We start from the raw sequence: 20284 nt of genomic DNA on the forward strand, positions 1-20284 counted from the left end.
AAAATAGATATTCTTAGATATATAGATATTCTTAGATATATTGTTAGATATGTTGTTTGTCATTTAACCTCTCTTCAAAAAGAATATTGTTACATATTGACATCCTCTTATCTCTAAAAGTTAAAGACCTCTAATACCATAAGACTTAACAGTTTTAAGTCTCTTTGATCACGAACATTTTATCAAAAGCCTTTATTTAAAATCCTCTACCTAAGAGACAGAAAATTTAAACCATAAAATCTGATATGGATATTGTTATTTTATCAAAATGACAATATTAAGAGCGAAAAAATAATGTTTTTCTTTACAAAATGTGCTTAATTTGCAACAAATACTGTTGAAAACCTCTCTTCAAAAGCGAAGAAACGATGCAGAAAAATTTTATATGCTATAAAAACAATAAGGATTGGGCAAATGCGATTTAAACCAATTATTATTGTCTATATTGTCTGTTCTGTAGGATTATGGATAATAAGCCAAAATCAAGACACAACAAATTTAAATATTCTTGAAACATTAAAAATGAAAGAAAACCAAGATATAATTAATATGTATCTCAAAGAAAATAAACTATATGAAGCTAGTGTTCAAAAAAAAATAAAAGAAAATAAACAAAATTTCAATTGGATAAATAGTGATTCAAATAATCATAATATCGTGTTTAATGGTACTGCATCTGTTACCAGTGGTGTTACATTCAAATTAATAACTCCTACCGAAAAGCTTAAGCGTCAACCTATCGTCCGAAATATTCATTTATATGGCGTAGATACATGTGCACCCCGTCAAAAAGCTGAATTAAATAAACAAGAATGGCCATGTGGGGCCGTCACAACAGCTTGGCTAGTCACTAAAACTCTCGGACAGAACATATCCTGTAAGCAAGCTATCATTAAAAAAGAAATTCACTATGCGCAGTGTTTCGTGCAAGGAATCGATCTAGCTGAAATAGGACTGGAAGAAGGTATGCTAATAATATCAAAAGACAATCAATATCCAATTCCAACAACATATCTAAGCGCTGAAAAAAACGCACAGGACAATAAAATTGGCCTCTGGTCAAGCAATTTTACTGATCCCATACAGTGGAAAAAAAATCATGGAACCTACAATCCTTTCGACAATTATCATCAATTCATGCCTGAAAAAGAAAAACAAAATGCGGAAATCATCCCTTAAACTTCAAAATACAAAATTATGATAATAAAAATAACTATAAACAAAAATTACAATACATAGTCTAAAAAACATAACATAATCTAAAAAACATAGTCTAAAAAAATTGACTAAACTTATAATTAAAAATATCTCGTCATTAACCTTAAAATGCTCATAATGTGATCATTCTTGTAATAAACAAAATAATACAAAAATCTTCAAAAAAAAACGATAGTTATCTAATTACAGTTAAGGTTATTATGAGTGCAACATTCCATGGAAAATGGAGGCAAAAAAGCCTCCATTATTGCATTAAACGGAATAATACATATCAAATTCGATAGGGTGAGGTGCTGTTTCATAACGTAGAACTTCTTTCATTTTTAATTCAATAAAGGAATTAATTTGATCGTCATCAAAAACATCTCCGGTTTTAAGAAAATTGCGATCTTTATCAAGAGCTTCAAGTGCTTCACGTAAGCTTCTTGAAACTGTAGGAATGTTTTTTAGCTCTTTTGGGGGCAGATCATAAAGATCTTTATCCATGGCCTGTCCAGGATGAATTTTATTTTTTATACCGTCAAGACCAGCCATAACAAGTGCTGAAAATGCTAGATATGGATTTGCTGCTGGATCTGGAAAACGAATTTCTATACGTTTTGAATGTGGCGAAGAATCAAATGGAATACGGCACGCTGCAGAACGATTGCGTGCAGAATAGGCAAGAAGGACAGGAGCTTCATACCCAGGAACCAAGCGTTTGTAGGAATTAGTAGATGGATTTGTGAAGGCGTTGAGTGCTTTTGCATGTTTGATAATACCACCAATAAAAAATAAACAGGTTTCTGATAGTCCAGCATATTCATTCCCTGCAAATATTGGTTTTTTATCTTTCCAAATTGATATGTGAACATGCATACCTGAGCCATTATCACCTAGAATTGGCTTGGGCATAAAGGTCGCTGTTTTCCCGTAACTATGAGCAATTTGATGCACAGCATATTTAAAAATTTGCATTTTATCAGCTTCACGAACAAGTGTATCAAATCGAATACCCAATTCATGTTGAGCTGCGGCTACTTCATGTTAAGATATTGTCTATCTGAATCAGACATTATAGTTGCAATTTTGAGACCAGGTCAGACCTAAATGATGAGATTCCCTGAATTGAAAATTGCCTCCATATTATAAAAAATAACCTTGATTGGTAATCCAATTTAGCCTAAACTTCAAGGGGAAATAAAGGATTATTGGTATAATACCTCTTCCCTTCCCCGAACTCACTTCTGGTACTCGCGTATAACTATTATGCTTAATAGTTGATTGATTTGATAATTGATATCCTAAAATACAAGTTATAAGTACCAAGAAAAACCCCTTACCTATTTATCCGAAAAGATAAAACATTAATAAGCTCTTATTTAAAATTGAATTATTATAATTTGAAAAACTATTTTTATATCAATCCTATATAAATGATATGAAGTTCAATGAAAATAATAACACATTTCTCAGATTACACAAAAAAATGATAAAAAATTATTGAAATGTATGAGAGCTTTTTTTGCAATCTTTTAACCACACATCATAGATAGAATGCTCAACAGCGTTTAAACCAGGACTATCTGCAAACATCCATCCTGTAAAAATACGCCGTGTTTTTTTCTCCAATGTCATTTCATTAACTTCAACAAAACTAGTAGTACGGGCTGGTTCATTCTCAGAACTCGTATAGCACACTCGTGGTATTATCTGCAAAGCACCATATTGATAAACCTGACCAATATGAACTTCAAAACTAGTAACCCGACCAGTAATTTTATCGAGACCTGAAAAAATACCAATCTCATTGCTAACACGCTCAGCAAGTACACGACTAACTGCAGATAAAATCGCTATACCTCCTACTAAATAAATATAAAAAAAATACTTTGATATAGCAAATAAAAAAATACACCTATTATTCCTTAGGTAGCCAAGCATCATAATCCTCACAAGCATAATAATGTCGACCGTTATAAGCAATAGATCCTTTTGGTCGGTATGCCTCACTTGTACCCGTCATATTTGAAATATGCGATTTCTCCCATCCATATGATTGATAATTTTCTTCCGTAGGCAGTATATCATAACGATGGTGAATCCAACCATGCCAACCTGGAGGAATGCTAGAGGCCTCAGAATAATCCTTATAAATCACCCACCGACGTAAATAACCATCTTTATGGCGACTACCTTCATAATAAATATTACCAAACTGGTCTTCTCCTACACGTTTACCATGGAGCCATGTAAAAAAGCGCGTATTAATGGTATTACCATTCCACCATGTAAAGATTTGCTTGAAAAAACCAGACATTTCCTCTCCTACTTCTTTAGCATTCCCATAAAGACCGTTCTTTAATAATAAACTTATTATGATACTTGAAATCATTAAAAGCAAGAAATTATCAGAGCCCCTAATACAACTAACCCTGAATAACTAACTACCAACCTCTATACGATCTGCATCACAAGTTTATAGAATTTTTATCTTAATACATTAATCTATTCCAAGCTTAATCTTAACCAATTTATTAACAGTTTGAGGGTTTGCCTTACCCTCTGTTGCTTTCATCACCTGTCCAATAAACCAACCAACCAAAACAGGCTTCTCTCGTGCTTGAGCAACTTTATCAGGATTATTGATAATAATTTTATCAACAGCTCTTTCAATAACTCCTGCGTCCGTTACCTGCTTCATACCACGCTTTTCTACAATTTGATGTGGATCTCCACCTTCATTCCAAATAATTTCAAATAGATCTTTTGCAATTTTTCCAGAAATAGTTCCTTCTTTAATAAGATCAATAATTGCTCCCAATTGTTTTGCTGTAATTGGAGTATTTTCAATATCACGATTATCTTTATTTAAAGCGCCTAAAAGGTCATTGATCACCCAATTAGCAGCCATTTTTCCATCGCGCCCATGTGCTACTTCTTCGAAATAATCTGCAATTGCTTTTTCTGTTACAAGAATAGAAGCATCATACGCTGTCAAACCCATCTCATTGATAAAACGCGCTTTTATATCATCAGGCAATTCTGGCAATTCTGCAGCCAAAGTATCTACAAACGCCTGATCAAACTCCAATGGTAAAAGATCGGGATCAGGAAAATAACGATAGTCATACGCTTCCTCTTTTGAACGCATAGATCGTGTTTCACCTTTGATTGCATCAAAAAGGCGAGTTTCCTGATCTATTACTCCCCCATCTTCTAAAATGGCAATTTGGCGACGTGCCTCATATTCAATTGCTTGGCCAATAAAACGAATCGAGTTAACGTTTTTAATTTCACAGCGTGTTCCAAAAGGCCCACCAGGACGGCGAACAGATATATTTACATCTGCACGCATAGAGCCTTCATCCATATTACCATCACAGGTACCTAAATAACGAACAATCGTACGCAATTTTGTCATATAGGCTTTGGCTTCTTCTGAAGACCGCATATCTGGTTTGGAAACAATTTCCATCAGAGCTACACCTGAGCGATTAAGATCTAAAAAAGACATTGTTGGATGCTGATCATGCATAGACTTTCCAGCATCTTGCTCAAGGTGCAACCTTTCAATCCCAATTTCAATGTCCTCAAACTGACCATTCGAATCTGGTCCAATAGATACAAGAACTTTCCCCTCACCTACAATGGGATACTGAAATTGTGAAATCTGATATCCCTGCGGTAAATCCGGATAAAAATAGTTTTTACGATCAAAAACAGATCTTAAATTAATTTTAGCTTTTAATCCCAAACCAGTTCGAATAGCTTGACAAATACATGCTTGATTAATAACAGGCAACATACCAGGCATCGCTGCATCAACAAGTGATACATGGTTATTTGGTTCAGCACCAAACTTAGTTGATGCACCTGAAAAAAGTTTTGAATCGGATATGACTTGCGCATGAATTTCCATGCCAATGATAACCTCCCAATCACCTGTAACTCCAGAAATAAAACGCTTAGGATTAGGGAGACGAGTATCAACGATTTTCATTATCAGTTCACTATCAATATTTAAAAATACATTCACTGGCTAACCTAAAATTATTGCCAGCGCAAGTCAGAATATATATCAAAAACTGATTTATCGGAACTACTTTATCGACTTAGGTTAACTTGTTTTAGAGGCCTTCTTTTTGGCTGAAGCCTTTTTGGTACCTTTTTCTTTTACTGCAATTTTTTTCTTGGCAGGAATTTTATCAGTTAAATCTGATTCATCATATTCTTTCATTAGCTCTTCAACTGTTACTTTTTTATCCGTGATTTTTATCTGTGTAAGCAAATAGTCAATAACTTTTTCTTCAAAGATTGGGGCACGTAGATTAGCAACAGCTTCCGGTGTACGACGGAAAAAATCCATCATTTCTTTCTCCCGTCCAGGGTACTGGCGAACCTGATCAAAAACTGCAGCCTTTAATTCATCTTCACTTACTTGAATTCCAACTTTTGTCCCAATTTCAGAAAGAACTAAACCAAGACGAACACGACGCTGCGCAAGCACGCGATATTCTTCCCGCGCTTGTTCTTCTGTGACGTTCTCATCTTCAAAGCTTCTGCCCATTCTCTTTAAATCTTCATTGACCTGATTCCATATGTTATTAAATTCAATCTCTAAAAGCTGTTCAGGAATATCAAAACTATAATCTGCGTCTAAAGCATCAAGAACTTGTCGCTTAATCTTTTGACGTGTCATAGAGCCATATCGACTTTCAACTTGTCCACGAACAACTTCACGTAAACGATCAAGGGATTCTAAACCAAGTTTTTTTGCTGCTTCATCATCAATCTTCAATTCATCCGGTTTAGAAACAGCTTTAACAGTGATATCAAACTCTGCATTTTTACCAGCTAAATGCGTAGCATTATAATTATTAGGAAATTTAACAAAAATTGTTTTTACATCGCCCGCTTTTACATCAATTAATTGTTCCTCAAAACCAGGAATAAACTGTTTCGAACCAAGAATCAGTTGTGCATCGTTATCAGCACCACCATCAAATGGAACACCATCAATTTTCCCAAGATAATCGATTGTTATGCGGTCACCTTCTTTTGAAGGACCATTCTTTTGCGAATAATTACGAGTAGAAGAAAGAATGCGCGTTATTTGCTCATCAACTTCTTGTTCAGGTACATCAGCAATTTCACGAGTGATTTTAATATCTTTAAAGTCTTTAATCTCAAATTTTGGCAAAACCTCGTACTTCAAACTGAAAACAAAATCAGCTTTACCATCTATAACTTTCTTATCTTCATTTATATCAATTTGCGGCTGCGTTGCTGAATATTCATTACGTTCTAATAAAATAGAACGAGGAGCATCGTTAATGATCTCATTAAGAATTTCAGCCATAAAAGATTTACCGTACATTTTCCGGAGATGATTATATGGAACTTTACCAGGACGAAATCCTTTAAGTGTAATCTTACCTTTGGTATCATCCAATCGTTCATTTAACTTTGCTTCCAGATCTTTCGCCGGAACCACAATCTTAATTTCGCGCTTCAGTCCTTCATTAAGCGTCTCGGTAACCTGCATCGAACAACCTTTTTTTCTCTGAGGAGATGGATAAACCTACTCCGATAACAATTGTAATTCTAACACTTTTTTGAGTGCTAGAGCTAGATAAACGGATCTCTTATATACAGAAATCCGTAGCATTTAAGGCAATCACTTCGGTGCGGATGGAGGGACTCGAACCCCCACGGTCTCCCGCCAGAACCTAAATCTGGTGCGTCTACCAATTTCGCCACATCCGCTCAAACTTATAAACCAAAACTTTATGTAAGCGGCGTTTCTATAGCATTCAATTCAAACCAATTAAAGAAAAAAAGCAAATAGGTATCTTTTATTAACTCAATACACAATTCTTTTTAAATTATAGGAATAAAATTCATCCTTTTCAGAAAACACTCATTCCGCTAAAAGTAAGTCATGTTAAATAAGTTAAATAAATTGAAAACTCCAATCCATATTATTGGCGGTGGTCTTGCAGGCAGTGAAGCAAGTTGGCAAATTGCTCAATTAGGAATTCCCGTTATCTTGCATGAAATGCGTCCAAAAAGAAAATCTGATGCCCATAAAACAGATAAACTTGCAGAGCTCGTCTGTTCAAATTCATTTCGTTCAGATGATGCATCAAAAAATGCTGTAGGGCTTTTACATGCAGAAATGCGATTAGCCAAATCATTAATTATGAAAGCTGCAGATATTAATAAAGTGCCAGCTGGGGGTGCACTCGCCGTTGACCGTGATGAATTCTCAAAAACTGTTACGGAAACACTTGAAAAACACCCCCTTATAACCATAAAACGCAGAGAAATTCACGAGATCCCTGAAGACTGGCATAATGTTATTATTGCAACTGGTCCTCTTACCTCACCAGAATTTTCTCAAGCAATACAAGCAATAACTGGAGCAGAAGCGCTTTCTTTTTTTGATGCTATTGCACCTATTATTTATACTGATAGTATTAATATGGACATTTGTTGGTACCAATCTCGATATGACAAAATTGGTCCTGAAGGAACAGGAAAAGATTACCTTAATTGTCCTCTTAATCAAGAACAATATAAAATTTTTGTTCAAGCATTGATAAGTGGAAAAAAAATAGAATTCCGCGAATTTGAAAATATATCCTATTTCGATGGATGTTTACCAGTCGAAGTTATGGCTGAACGCGGAGTTGAAACTCTGAGACATGGCCCTATGAAACCTATGGGGCTCACCAATGCTCATCATCCCACAATTAAACCTTATGCTGTTATACAATTACGTCAAGACAACAAACTGGGTACGCTTTATAATATGGTAGGCTTTCAAACAAAACTGAAATATAGTGAGCAAACACGCATTTTTAGAATGATTCCTGGTCTTGAAAAAGCAGAATTTGCACGCCTTGGCGGTCTTCATCGCAACACTTATCTCAATTCACCAATCCTTCTTGACGAAAGTCTTCGTCTAAAACAAAAACCACAACTACGTTTTGCTGGACAAATCACAGGCTGTGAAGGTTATATAGAATCAGCAGCAATAGGACTGCTCGCTGGACGTTTTGCTGCTGCTGAATATAATCATGCTTGCCCTTCTCTACCGCCAAAAACTACAGCATTTGGAGCCCTCTTAAACCATATTACTGGTGGACATATTGCTACTCAAGAAACAGGAAAAAAATCCTTCCAGCCAATGAATATCAATTTTGGCCTTTTCCCACCTATTATTTCCACTAATCATTTAGAAAAATGCTTACCAAATAAAGAAAAAAAACAAGCTATAATTACACGAGCTTTAAATGATTGTATTCAATGGTTAAAGAATAGCTCTTAGCTTAATCGTTGTATTTGCTTATGATATACTCGTTAATCCGATTTTTAATCTATTAAATAATTTTAATTATTCCTAAAAAAATAATTTAAGATCATTGAAATATTATTTTTCAGTAACTTATCTAAATTTTTTAATGAAAAAAATGAATAATATTATTTGCCAATTAAGTGCCCTCACCAATATTAATAACAAACATAGCGCAAATAGAAATATCTTCACTTTTTTATTTTCTATACAAAAAAAATTTAGGGCAATACCTTATTATCAATCAATTTAAAATAGCTACATGACTACACTTGGATTATAACGATAAAAAATAATCAAATAGATATATCTTAGCTATCTTTCTAATATAAATGCCCTAATCATCACTTAGCTTCCCGCTATACAGATCAACATATACAGTTCTTATATTTCATCCATAATGCAAAATAATATATCTCATAAACACGCATTGACTATTTTTAGGGATTTTATAGAATTTTCCTGAAAAAACCGGTTTATAAATAAACCGGGTTTTTAAAAAAGTAGCTTGAATTATTTGTTATTAACGGCTTCTTTAAGGCCTTTTCCTGCAGAAAATTTAGGTACAGAACGTGCAGGAATAGTAATTTCAGCACCTGTTGAAGGATTTCGTCCTTTTGTAGCAGCACGATGAGAAACTTCAAAAGAACCAAAACCTGGAAGACGAACATCACCTCCTGAAGCTAAAGCCTCTGTAACAGAAGCAATAAAAGCATCAACAGAAGCACCAGCTTGAGCTTTTGAAATACCTGCTTTTTCAGCAACCGAATTAACCAATTCACTTTTATTCATTGAATATTTCCTTTCCCTATATTGCCGGATAATAAAATTTAACCGACTATGAGTAATTTTATTAACAAAGTATAGGAAACAGAAGTGTTATTTTTCTTCAAAGCATTGTTTTTTAGAAATAATTGCAGTTATTCACGGAATTTTTTTATTGTTTCTCTAAAATAGACAGAATTACACCTCCCAAAACGGCTTTCATTTGCTTTTTACAGCATAATCATAGCTCAGAACGTGAATCAGTGTGCAATCAACATACCTTCATTATCGCTTTCTGTTTTAACAGTTTCAGATACTGTGGAAGGCTCTGTCCATTCAATAGCCTCAGGAAAACGAACCAAAGCATGCTTAAGAACTTCACTTATATGAGTCACCGGAATAATTTCCATATTATTTTTGACATCATCAGGAATATCAACTAGATCTTTCGCGTTCTCTTCAGGAATAAGTACTTTCTTGATTCCCCCTCGAAGAGCTGCAAGCAATTTTTCTTTTAATCCACCAATCGGTAAAACACATCCACGCAAAGTGATTTCACCAGTCATAGCAACATCCTTATAAACAGGTATCCCTGTTAATACCGAAACAATTGCTGTTACCATTGCAATCCCAGCTGATGGGCCATCTTTTGGTGTAGCACCTTCTGGAACATGAACATGAATATCACGTTTATCAAAAAATGGAGGCTCAATACCAAAATCAACAGCACGGAAACGCACATAAGACGCTGCCGCAGAAATTGATTCCTTCATAATATCACGCAAATTCCCAGTCACAGTCATCTTACCTTTACCTGACATCATAACGCCTTCAATGGTCAACAATTCTCCGCCCACTTCAGTCCAAGCAAGTCCCGTAACAACACCAATCTGATTTTCACCATCAACTTGTCCAAAGCGATAACGCTTAACACCTAGGAAATCGTTAATATTGTCCTTTCTAATCTCTATAGACTTTTGATTAGTTTTAAGAATTTTTGTAACTGATTTACGCGCTATTTTCATCAATTCGCGCTCAAGATTTCGGACACCCGCCTCACGCGTATAAAATTGAATAATTGATCTTATTGCATCATCAGAAACACTTAACTCTTTTTTAGAAAGAGCATGATCCTTTAATGCTTTTGGTAAAAGATGCCGCTTAACAATCTCCATCTTTTCACACTCAGTATAACCAGCAATACGAATGATTTCCATCCTATCCATTAATGGACCTGGAATATTCAGTGTATTAGAAGTTGTAATAAACATAACATCAGAAAGATCATATTCTACTTCTAAATAATGATCGATAAATGTACCATTTTGTTCAGGATCAAGAACTTCTAATAAAGCTGATGAAGGATCTCCACGAAAATCCTGTCCCATTTTATCAATTTCATCAAGCAAAAAAAGCGGATTAGACTTTTTAGCTTTTTTCATAGACTGAATAATCTTTCCAGGCATAGAACCAATATAAGTTCGACGATGTCCACGAATTTCTGCTTCGTCGCGAACACCTCCTAATGAGATGCGAACATACTCTCGACCAGTTGCTTTTGCAATAGAACGTGCAAGTGATGTCTTTCCAACACCAGGAGGGCCTAACAAACAGATAATAGGGCCGCGTATTCTCGATGATCTGCTTTGTACTGCTAAATATTCGATGATTCGCTCTTTAACTTTTTCAAGACCAAAATGCTCATTATCCATAACTTTTTCAGCAAAACTAAGGTCACTTTTAACTTTTGATTTCTTACCCCAAGGAATAGCTAGAAGCCAATCAAGATAATTACGTACAACCGTTGCTTCTGCAGACATGGGAGACATATTACGTAATTTTCTGAGTTCTGATACAGCTTTTTCTCGCGCTTCTTTCGAAAGCTTAGTTTTTTTGATACGTTCTTCTAACTCAGATAATTCATCCTGCCCCTCATCACCTGCACCCAATTCTTTCTGAATAGCCTTCAACTGCTCATTAAGATAATATTCCCGTTGATTCTTTTCCATCTGCCGTTTGACATGTGAACGAATACGCTTTTCAACTTGCAAAACAGAAATTTCTCCTTCCATGAAAGAAAGCACGCGCTCAAGACGATTACGCACAGGCAATAGTGCCAATATTTCTTGCTTTTCTGCAAGTTTAATAACTAAATGTGATGCAATAGTATCAGCAAGTTTAGAAGGATCATCAATTTGACTAATAGCACTGACAATCTCAGGAGAAATTTTCTTATTTAGTTTTACATAATTTTCAAAATAAGAAATCACTGATCGAGAAAGAGCTTTAATTTCAACATCATCGCTCCTGATTTCCTCTGTGATAGCTACATAAGCTTGAAGATAATCATCATTCTCAATAAATTTGTTAATTTTTGCACGTGCGGTACCCTCAACCAAAACCTTTACAGTTCCGTCAGGAAGCTTCAGAAGTTGAAGAATTTTAGCAAGAGTGCCAACATCATAAATATCTTCCGCGGTTGGATCATCATCAGAAGCATTTTTTTGCGTAACTAATAATATTTGTTTGTCCATTACCATTGTCTTTTCAAGAGCACAAATCGACTTTTCTCGGCCTACAAAAAGCGGAACAATGATATGTGGGAAGACAACAATATCACGAAGTGGCAAAATAGCATAAAACTCTTCTATTTCTTTGCCTGTCTTTTCATCAATATATTGCATATTTTTCCTTTCTAGAGCCTCTGACTCGTCTACAATACAAATCACTCTTTAAAAAGACAACTCTCTACAATAAATAGAAGTGATAACTATGGATCAATAAATCAAGTAATTATGCTATCATACCTCAAAATATCTATATTAAAGTAACAGGAATAGCTAAATTTATACTGTTAAATTACGCTGATACGTTTTCTTTATTTTCTACATGATCTGAATAAATATAAAGAGGACAAGCTTTACCTTCAACTACATCACTAGAAATCACCACTTTTTGAACACCAACAAGAGCTGGTAATTCAAACATGGTGTCAAGAAGTATCCTCTCCATAATAGAACGCAAACCCCGTGCACCAGTTTTACGTTCAATAGCCTTTTTAGCAATAACACGTAAAGCATCTTCATGAAATACTAGATGAACATTTTCCATCTCGAAAAGACGCTGATACTGCTTAACTAATGCATTTTTTGGTTGTGATAAAATTTGAACAAGCGCACAAATATCCAAATCTTCCAAAGTAGCTATAACAGGAAGACGACCAATAAACTCGGGTATTAAACCAAATTTTATAAGGTCTTCAGGTTCTAAATCACGAAAAATCTCACCAACACGACGTTCGTCAGGAGCCTTAACAGCAGCGGAAAAACCGATTGAAGTCTTCTCACCGCGTCCTGAAATAATTCTCTCTAAACCAGCAAAAGCACCTCCACAAATAAACAAAATATTTGTTGTATCAACCTGAAGAAATTCTTGCTGCGGATGCTTACGTCCCCCTTGCGGAGGAACAGAAGCTATTGTCCCTTCCATAATCTTTAACAGAGCTTGTTGAACACCTTCACCAGATACATCCCTTGTAATTGAAGGATTATCAGCTTTACGAGAAATTTTATCAACTTCATCAATATATACAATACCACGTTGCGCACGCTCAACATTATAATCAGCAGACTGAAGTAGCTTCAAAATAATATTTTCAACGTCTTCACCAACATAGCCGGCTTCAGTTAAAGTCGTTGCATCTGCCATAGTAAAAGGCACATCAATAATACGTGCCAATGTTTGTGCCAAATACGTTTTACCGCATCCTGTCGGTCCAACAAGAAGAATATTTGATTTTGCTAATTCAACATCATTGCTCTTAGATTGATGTGCGAGTCGTTTATAATGATTATGAACAGCAACAGAAAGAACACGCTTCGCATGACGCTGGCCAATAACATAATCATCAAGAACTGTTAGAATTTCCTGTGGAGTAGGAACACCATCACGCGCCTTAATCCCAGAAGATTTATTCTCTTCACGAATAATATCCATACAAAGCTCTACGCACTCATCGCAGATAAATACGGTAGGCCCTGCAATAAGCTTACGCACTTCATGCTGGCTTTTGCCGCAGAATGAGCAATAGAGAGTATTCTTCGATTCGCTCTCGCTATTGCTAGTTTTGCTCATTTCACTTTCCTTTCACTGCGATATATGAATATTTTATCTGTTTAAAGATAATTTTTCTTAACTACAATTAAAAACATAGATAATATCTTTAGGTAATTTGATTTATTACTTCTACAAGATCGTATTTTTAAAAATAGTTATTTTAATGGCAATTCTTATACGCTTCACAAATAACTATCTTTTCTATAAAAACTCTTAATCTTTTTCTTCTTTTTCAGTTTCCGCACGATATTGTATAACATCATCAATCAAACCAAATTGCTTAGATTCTTCTGCTGTCATAAAATGATCACGATCAAGAGTCTTTTCAATAACCTCGTAACTTTGCCCTGTATGTTGAACATAAATTTCATTCAAACGTCGTTTCATCTTTACAATATCTTGCGCATGCCGTTCAATATCTGAGGCTTGTCCTTGAAAACCACCAGAAGGTTGGTGCACCATGATACGTGCATTTGGTAAAGCAAAACGACGACCTGTTGCTCCAGCTGTTAAGAGTAATGATCCCATAGATGCTGCTTGCCCCATGCACAGAGTAGAAACAGAAGGACGAATAAATTGCATAGTATCATAAATCGCCATACCAGATGTCACCACACCACCTGGTGAATTAATATAAAGATTAATTTCTTTTTTAGGATTCTCCGCTTCTAAAAAAAGCAATTGTGCGCAAACAAGCATTGCCATATTATCTTCAACAGGACCATTAATGAAAATAATCCGCTCCTTTAAGAGACGAGAAAAAATATCATAAGCTCGTTCACCACGATTAGTTTGCTCAACAACCATAGGAACTAAACTTAAAGCTGTTTTTATTGGATCGCTCATATCTTCACTTCCGTTAATAATAAGAATCGGCATTTACGTATTCAATAGCTTATCAATAGGCTAACAAAACTCTATTACGCAAATCACAATCAATTACGTTTCAGTAAGATTAAAATTCTAATAGTTAAAATGACGATAATAATAATCCTTACTCAAATAAATTCTGAGCACCAGGAATACGTGATACCGCCCAATGATAAAAGCTTCCCTCTTGAGGTTTCTGGATTGTCTTTTCCTTTCTGTGAATATGAAACCCTATAAAGCATGAATCTTTTATCGGCTCAACACCAAAAGCTGGATCAAAAATCCTTTCAGCTTTTCGCCCTGTCCAATAATAAAAAGTTTTTTTCTCCTTTGCTTCATGAAAAAAACCATACCGTTTAGCTAACCGTGAGATACCGTCATTACCAAATATAGTAATTCCAATCCTTCCTGGTAAAATCGGTAATTTTCTTATTCTCAACCAAAATGGTTTCCAAACACGGCGTTTAAAACCTAACCAATTGGGAATAATCTCTGTACTCGCCAAATAATCCTCAAATGCTTTTATAATAGGGTTATCAGGTGGTAAATAAAGCACAGAAACCCCCACTCTTGCAGCATTCTCTTTCGCTAACCAAACCTTGTCTACTTCTGGATGAAACTGTTTAGTAAGATAAACATCCGTATCTAACCAAACTCCTTTTTGATATTTCATCAACATAATACGAAAAAGATCTGAAAATTGAACAATTGTACGGCCAGGTTCATAACCAGGAAAATTGGGATCAAGGCGATAAAACATTGAACGTGGCAAAATTGATTCGGCTTCATGCAATTCAACACCAACAGGTGTATTTTCTACTTTCTCATAGCTAAAAAGCTTAACACGCTGACCAGTCTTAACCATCGACGCCAAACACAACCAATCAACTTGTCTCAATTGTTTTCCATACCAAAAAGTACAAATATCCATAGATAAGATATATCAAAAATATTCCAAACTTACGCGAAATAATTGTTCAACATCACGCACACTATCAGCAAGAGCAAAAATCACTATTCGATCACCAGGCAAAATACGTGTATCTCCTAAAAGCTGTATTATTGTCTCATTACGATAAATAGCGCTAATTCTCAAACCTTCTGGTAAATTAAGCTCTCTCAATGGTTTACCAATTAGTGAAGATGTTTGCATTGCTTCAGCTTCAATAATTTCCGCAGCACCATTAAAGACAGAATGGACAGCACGAATACGTCCACGACGCATTTGTTGTAAAATTTTTGATACAGTTACACTCCGAGGATTAAAATATGCATCTACGCCAACCGCACGACTAAACTCTTGATAAGCTACATTATTAATCAACACCATATTGGCCTTGCACCCTAGTCTTTTAGCTATAATAGCACTTAAGAGATTCACCTGATCTTGATTGGTTAATGTAATCATTAAATCAGCTTGACCAATACCAGCCTCTTGAAGAATAATCGGATCTAATACATTGCCATATAAAATAGCTGTTTTTTCTAGCTGATCAGCAATTGTTAGTGCTCTTTCTTTATCCGCCTCTATAATCCTCAACTTTAATTTATGCAATCGCTTTTCAATAGCCTGAGCGACATAAAGACCAATGTGACCACCACCTGCAATAATGATACGATGTGCTTCCTGTTCTTTATGACCAAAAATTCTAAGTGCGCGACGCACTTGATCACGAGAAGAAACAAGATAAGTGATATCACCAACGCGTAATTGTGTATCTGAATGCGCTATCAATAATTCTGAATCACGTTTAATAGCAGTAACCGTTGTTTGCAAATCAGGAAAAAGCTCTGTTAATTGCTTTAAAGGCGTATTAATAACCGGGCAATCCTCCATACATTCCAAAGCTAATGCAACAACAGCATCATTACAAAAATAAAGAACATCTATAGCCCCAGGCAAAGTAATACGACGCATTACCATTTCCCCAACCTCAACTTCTGGAGAAATAACTACGTCAATAGGAATATTCTCTCTTGCAAAAAGATTCTTATAACGTGGTTCCAAATATGATTGTGAGCGAATACGCGCTATTTTAGTTGGAATATTGAACAATGAATGCGCTACTTGACAAGCTACCATATTAACTTCGTCAAATAAAGTTACTGCAATCAACATATCAGCTTCATCGGCACCTGCAGTCAAAAGAACTTCAGGCCTTGAACCATGGCCAATGATACATCTAACATCTAATGTATCACGAATTTTTTCAATCAATTTTGCTTCGGTATCAATAACAGTAATATCATGATTCTCTGCAGCAAGACGCTCTGCTATCCCATAGCCAACTTGCCCTGCCCCACAAATAATAACACGCATAATCTATGAAATCCCAAGCATCTTAAGCTTGCGGTGCAAAGCTGAGCGTTCCATACCTATAAATTCAGCAGTACGTGATATATTTCCGCCTAAACGCCCAATCTGTGTCATCAGATACCTCTTTTCAAATAATTCCCGCGCCTCACGTAACGGTAAGTCCATTATATTTTTATCTGTATCCATTTGAATATGCAGAATAGAATCATTTACTTCAGCAGGAAGTAATTCTTTTGTTATTGGTCCATCATCATCACGCGCAAGAATCAACAAGCGTTCAATATTGTTGCGTAACTGCCGCACATTACCTGGCCAAGTATGCGTTTGCAAAATAGTTATAACTTCATCACTAATTTCACGAGGTTTAATACCAACTTGCTGAGATATCTTCTTAACAAAATGACGCACAAGTTCTGGAATATCTTCACGACGTGCAGAAAGCGGCGGAACAGCAATAGGAACAACTGAGAGACGATGAAATAGATCTTCTCTAAATTGTCCATTAGCAATGAGATATTCAAGATTTTGCGCTGTTGAAGAAATAACACGAACATCTACTTTTACACGTTTTGTGCCACCAATTCTTTCAAATGTATGATTTGTTAACACCTGAAGAATCTTATTTTGAATTTCACGCGATATACAAGCAACTTCATCAATATACAATATTCCGCCATGAGCTTCTTCTAACGCACCAATTTTGCGTTTTCCCTCTTCCATTTCACTACCAAATAACTCTATTTCCATTCTTTCGGCAGCAATTGTTGAAGCATTTATTGTAATAAATGAATTATTAGAACGTGCTGAAAGTGCGTGAATAGAACGAGCGACCATCTCTTTTCCCACACCTGAAGGGCCAACAATCATAACTCGACTATTAGTAGGAGCTACTTTTTCTATGACTTGGCGCAAATGTTTCATAACAGTAGATGTTCCAAGCAATTCCGGTGTTTCAATTGACCGCTCTCGTAATTCTGAAAGCTCACGCTTTAATTTTGAATTTTCAAGAGTCCGTTCTGCAACCAATAGGAGTCGACTTGCTTTAAAAGGTTTTTCAATAAAATCATATGCCCCCCGTTTTATAGCAGAAACAGCTGTTTCAATATTACCATGGCCGGAAATCATAACAACTGGAAGAGAAGGATATCGAACTTTAATCTCATCCAACAACGCTAAACCATCGAGACAGCTCCCTTGTAACCAAATATCTAAAAAAATCAGCTTTGGAATACGTTCACTAATTTGCGCTAACGCTTCATCAGAGTTACATGCCATACGCGTTTCATAGCCTTCATCATCCAAAATACCAGCAACAAGCTCACGAATATCTGCTTCATCATCAACAATTAAGATATCTGATACCATCTTTATTCACCTATCTCATGATTTGTGATCTGTGTAACGCTTTTCTGCTCTGTTTTATCTACATCTACTGGAAACACCATGCGAATCATCGCACCACGGCCTTCATAAAAATTTTCTAGTGCATCATGCAATTCCATATAACCACCATGATCTTCAATAACTTTACGTACAATGGCTAATCCAAGCCCTGTGCCCTTTTCCCGCGTTGTTATGTAAGGTTCTAATAATTTATGCCTCTGCTTTTTAGGAAATCCTTTACCATTATCAATAATCTCAACGACTAGACACTCTTTTTGACGATAAGAGCGTATCAAAATATGACCGCGAACACTTGTTTCCCGCGCCACCGCATCAATTGCTTCACTCGCATTTTTGATAACATTGCCAAAAGCCTGAACAATAAGACGATTATCAAATGCACCTATCAGTGGTATATTTCCTAAATCTTTCTCAAAATGAATATCATGACGGGTAACTTCTATCAAGAAACATGCTTCATGCAACAATTCACGTATATCTAAAACACGCATTTGTGGTTTGGGCATACGTGCAAAAGAAGAAAATTCATCAACCATACACCCAATATCTCCAACTTGTCGAACAATCGTATCAATACATTGATCAAAAACTTCTCGATCTTGTGTAATAATTTTGTTATAACGTCTACGAATACGTTCAGCTGATAACTGAATGGGCGTAAGAGGATTTTTAATCTCATGTGCAATACGACGTGCAATATCGGCCCATGCTGATGAGCGCTGCGCTTCTACAAGATCTGTAATATCATCAATTGTTAACACCCACGATTGTCCCTGCCCATCATTTTCTTCCATTGTCATTTGCACATTACAAACGCGCTCTTGTCCCGCAACCTTTAAGGTTACTTGCTCACGGTAATTCTTACGTCCCAATGAACAAGCAAGCTTAAAAACCTGTCCAATTTCAGAACTTAACACTACAAGGTTACGCCCAATAACTTGCTCAGAACGAATACCAAACATTGTTTCAATAGACCGATTAATAATTGTAATATTGCCATTAACATCGATTCCAGCTACTCCTGCTGTTACACCAGATAAAACAGCTTCAGAAAACCGTCGTCTCTCATCAATTTGATCACGAACTGCAATTAGTTCATTACGCCGGCTTTTAAGCTCACTTACCATATAATTAAAAGTTTTTGACAGCTGTCCAATATCCCCATCTCTCGCACGTACCGGTACAAAAATTTCCATATTTCCAGCAGCGACATCATCAGCTGCACTAATAAGAAGTCGGATAGGACACACCAAACGATCAGCTACAGCGATACCCGTCCAAATAGCTGAGAGGAATAAACTTAAAAAAAGGCATAAATAAAGCATACCAAATGCAATTTGTGTTGGTAGGCGATTTTCATTCAAATCACGATAACGCTCTGTATTAACTTCTGTCAAACGCAAAGCAGATAAAACACTTTGATCAACATCACGCACTAAATACAAAAACGTGTTTGAAATATTATTAAATTTCAAAATAATACCGAAGTAATCATGAACTCCTGGCTGAAAAGAGAAAGGCCTTGCACTAGTTGCTTGACTAATCAAATAGGATGGTGGAATAGGAAGTTGGTCTTCATCACCAAGATCACTTGATGCAAAAACAGTTCCCTCCGAGCTTAACAAAAAAACACCTCGAAGATTACGTCCTACAGCGTGGCGTGTCAATTGCATTCGATATTCAGCTGGATTACGTGCCAGAAATCTTTTATCATCCAGCGCTAAAGCCATAGCATAAGACAAATTCTTCAAATTCTGAAGCATTTCATCTGCGTAAGCATTCGCCAAATCAATAGAAGAACCTACAATTTGTCGAGTCGTCGTGTCAAACCATCGATCAAGACCTAAATTAAGAGCAGGCCCCGATACAAGAGCTACAGCAACAGCTGGCAATGTCGCAACAAGCGCAAACAAAGAAATAAGCCGTACATGAAGACGTGAACCAGCGCGCCTTGATCGCCATGCATAAATAATGGGAATTACCTCATACAAGACAATAACCATAAGTCCTAGAACCCAAACACTATTAATAGCTATAAAAAATAATGTTACAGCCCTATTGGGAACAACAGGAGTTAATCCAATAAGAATAATAAATGAGATAGAAGCAGTCAGTAAAGCCAATACAATAATTGTAATACCCAAGAATGTATACACACTATTCAAACGTCGCGACTCATCTTTATAAATATTTTGATCTACATCTTGGAGATTTGTCATGGATGTAATATTCATAATACCTTACATTATTCACTT

At 35.9% G+C, this 20284-nt stretch carries 14 protein-coding genes, 1 tRNA gene and 1 pseudogene; 2 read left to right on the plus strand and 14 right to left on the minus strand.

The features are described from left to right. The first annotated feature begins 414 nt into the window (after window positions 1-414). On the plus strand, window positions 415-1179 hold the full coding sequence (locus T420_RS07005; RefSeq protein ID WP_013544961.1) for a hypothetical protein: 765 nt from the start codon (window positions 415-417) through the stop codon (window positions 1177-1179). Between the two features lie 291 nt (window positions 1180-1470). Here T420_RS07005 and T420_RS07010 read toward each other — a convergent pair. From T420_RS07010 to T420_RS0104770, 6 genes and pseudogenes are all read right to left on the minus strand, one after another. Then, window positions 1471-2244: pseudogene (locus T420_RS07010) on the minus strand (glutamine synthetase family protein); the annotation flags it as partial. 453 nt (window positions 2245-2697) lie between these two features. Next, entirely contained in the window at window positions 2698-3141 is a 444-nt protein-coding gene (locus T420_RS0104750; RefSeq protein ID WP_013544958.1) for a DUF2155 domain-containing protein, read from the minus strand. Next, window positions 3119-3517: an NADH:ubiquinone oxidoreductase subunit NDUFA12 gene (locus tag T420_RS0104755; protein ID WP_013544957.1), complete on the minus strand. Its 399-nt coding sequence runs from the start codon at window positions 3515-3517 to the stop codon at window positions 3119-3121. Before T420_RS0104755 ends, T420_RS0104750 begins: the two co-directional genes overlap by 23 nt. Window positions 3518-3700: 183 nt before the next feature. Further along, window positions 3701-5200: an Asp-tRNA(Asn)/Glu-tRNA(Gln) amidotransferase subunit GatB gene (gene gatB, locus T420_RS0104760; protein WP_013544956.1), complete on the minus strand. Its 1500-nt coding sequence runs from the start codon at window positions 5198-5200 to the stop codon at window positions 3701-3703. 117 nt (window positions 5201-5317) lie between these two features. Next, on the minus strand, window positions 5318-6745 hold the full coding sequence (gene tig / locus T420_RS0104765; protein ID WP_013544955.1) for a trigger factor: 1428 nt from the start codon (window positions 6743-6745) through the stop codon (window positions 5318-5320). A 141-nt stretch (window positions 6746-6886) separates the two neighbouring features. After that, window positions 6887-6966, minus strand: a tRNA-Leu gene (locus tag T420_RS0104770). A gap of 175 nt (window positions 6967-7141) precedes the next feature. On the opposite strand from T420_RS0104770, the gene trmFO reads away from it, so the two are divergent. Next, window positions 7142-8533, plus strand: coding sequence for a methylenetetrahydrofolate--tRNA-(uracil(54)-C(5))-methyltransferase (FADH(2)-oxidizing) TrmFO (gene trmFO / locus T420_RS0104775; protein ID WP_035450963.1), 1392 nt, complete (start codon window positions 7142-7144; stop codon window positions 8531-8533). Between the two features lie 537 nt (window positions 8534-9070). Here trmFO and T420_RS0104780 read toward each other — a convergent pair. The 8 genes from T420_RS0104780 to T420_RS0104815 form a co-directional block, all read right to left on the minus strand. Continuing rightward, window positions 9071-9349: an HU family DNA-binding protein gene (locus T420_RS0104780; RefSeq protein ID WP_013544952.1), complete on the minus strand. Its 279-nt coding sequence runs from the start codon at window positions 9347-9349 to the stop codon at window positions 9071-9073. Window positions 9350-9582: 233 nt separating this feature from the next. Then, entirely contained in the window at window positions 9583-12006 is a 2424-nt protein-coding gene (gene lon, locus T420_RS0104785) for an endopeptidase La (RefSeq protein ID WP_013544951.1), read from the minus strand. Between the two features lie 175 nt (window positions 12007-12181). Further along, window positions 12182-13456, minus strand: a complete 1275-nt coding sequence (gene clpX / locus T420_RS0104790) for an ATP-dependent Clp protease ATP-binding subunit ClpX (RefSeq protein WP_026501190.1) — start codon at window positions 13454-13456, stop codon at window positions 12182-12184. A 195-nt stretch (window positions 13457-13651) separates the two neighbouring features. Continuing rightward, the gene (clpP, locus tag T420_RS0104795; protein WP_013544949.1) at window positions 13652-14284 is read right to left on the minus strand and encodes an ATP-dependent Clp endopeptidase proteolytic subunit ClpP; all 633 of its coding nucleotides are present in this window, start codon (window positions 14282-14284) and stop codon (window positions 13652-13654) included. Between the two features lie 148 nt (window positions 14285-14432). Beyond that, window positions 14433-15239, minus strand: coding sequence for a glycosyltransferase family 32 protein (locus T420_RS0104800; protein WP_013544948.1), 807 nt, complete (start codon window positions 15237-15239; stop codon window positions 14433-14435). A 12-nt stretch (window positions 15240-15251) separates the two neighbouring features. After that, the gene (trkA, locus tag T420_RS0104805; protein ID WP_013544947.1) at window positions 15252-16628 is read right to left on the minus strand and encodes a Trk system potassium transporter TrkA; all 1377 of its coding nucleotides are present in this window, start codon (window positions 16626-16628) and stop codon (window positions 15252-15254) included. Between the two features lie 3 nt (window positions 16629-16631). Beyond that, the gene (gene ntrX / locus T420_RS0104810; protein ID WP_013544946.1) at window positions 16632-17990 is read right to left on the minus strand and encodes a nitrogen assimilation response regulator NtrX; all 1359 of its coding nucleotides are present in this window, start codon (window positions 17988-17990) and stop codon (window positions 16632-16634) included. 2 nt (window positions 17991-17992) lie between these two features. Further along, window positions 17993-20263: a sensor histidine kinase NtrY-like gene (locus T420_RS0104815; RefSeq protein ID WP_013544945.1), complete on the minus strand. Its 2271-nt coding sequence runs from the start codon at window positions 20261-20263 to the stop codon at window positions 17993-17995. Window positions 20264-20284: the final 21 nt, after the last annotated feature.

It is taken from the genome of Bartonella clarridgeiae ATCC 51734, assembly GCF_000518185.1.
Lineage (GTDB): Bacteria > Pseudomonadota > Alphaproteobacteria > Rhizobiales > Rhizobiaceae > Bartonella > Bartonella clarridgeiae.

What these genes read in the sequence shown, in the direction of transcription:
- T420_RS07005 (WP_013544961.1), top strand. Translation starts at nt 415, where the DNA reads ATGCGATTTAAACCAATTATTATTGTCTATATTGTCTGTTCTGTAGGA.
- T420_RS0104750 (WP_013544958.1), bottom strand. Translation starts at nt 3,141, where the DNA reads ATGCTTGGCTACCTAAGGAATAATAGGTGTATTTTTTTATTTGCTATA.
- T420_RS0104755 (WP_013544957.1), bottom strand. Translation starts at nt 3,517, where the DNA reads ATGTCTGGTTTTTTCAAGCAAATCTTTACATGGTGGAATGGTAATACC.
- gatB (WP_013544956.1), bottom strand. Translation starts at nt 5,200, where the DNA reads ATGAAAATCGTTGATACTCGTCTCCCTAATCCTAAGCGTTTTATTTCT.
- tig (WP_013544955.1), bottom strand. Translation starts at nt 6,745, where the DNA reads ATGCAGGTTACCGAGACGCTTAATGAAGGACTGAAGCGCGAAATTAAG.
- trmFO (WP_035450963.1), top strand. Translation starts at nt 7,142, where the DNA reads ATGTTAAATAAGTTAAATAAATTGAAAACTCCAATCCATATTATTGGC.
- T420_RS0104780 (WP_013544952.1), bottom strand. Translation starts at nt 9,349, where the DNA reads ATGAATAAAAGTGAATTGGTTAATTCGGTTGCTGAAAAAGCAGGTATT.
- lon (WP_013544951.1), bottom strand. Translation starts at nt 12,006, where the DNA reads ATGCAATATATTGATGAAAAGACAGGCAAAGAAATAGAAGAGTTTTAT.
- clpX (WP_026501190.1), bottom strand. Translation starts at nt 13,456, where the DNA reads ATGAGCAAAACTAGCAATAGCGAGAGCGAATCGAAGAATACTCTCTAT.
- clpP (WP_013544949.1), bottom strand. Translation starts at nt 14,284, where the DNA reads ATGAGCGATCCAATAAAAACAGCTTTAAGTTTAGTTCCTATGGTTGTT.
- T420_RS0104800 (WP_013544948.1), bottom strand. Translation starts at nt 15,239, where the DNA reads ATGGATATTTGTACTTTTTGGTATGGAAAACAATTGAGACAAGTTGAT.
- trkA (WP_013544947.1), bottom strand. Translation starts at nt 16,628, where the DNA reads ATGCGTGTTATTATTTGTGGGGCAGGGCAAGTTGGCTATGGGATAGCA.
- ntrX (WP_013544946.1), bottom strand. Translation starts at nt 17,990, where the DNA reads ATGGTATCAGATATCTTAATTGTTGATGATGAAGCAGATATTCGTGAG.
- T420_RS0104815 (WP_013544945.1), bottom strand. Translation starts at nt 20,263, where the DNA reads ATGAATATTACATCCATGACAAATCTCCAAGATGTAGATCAAAATATT.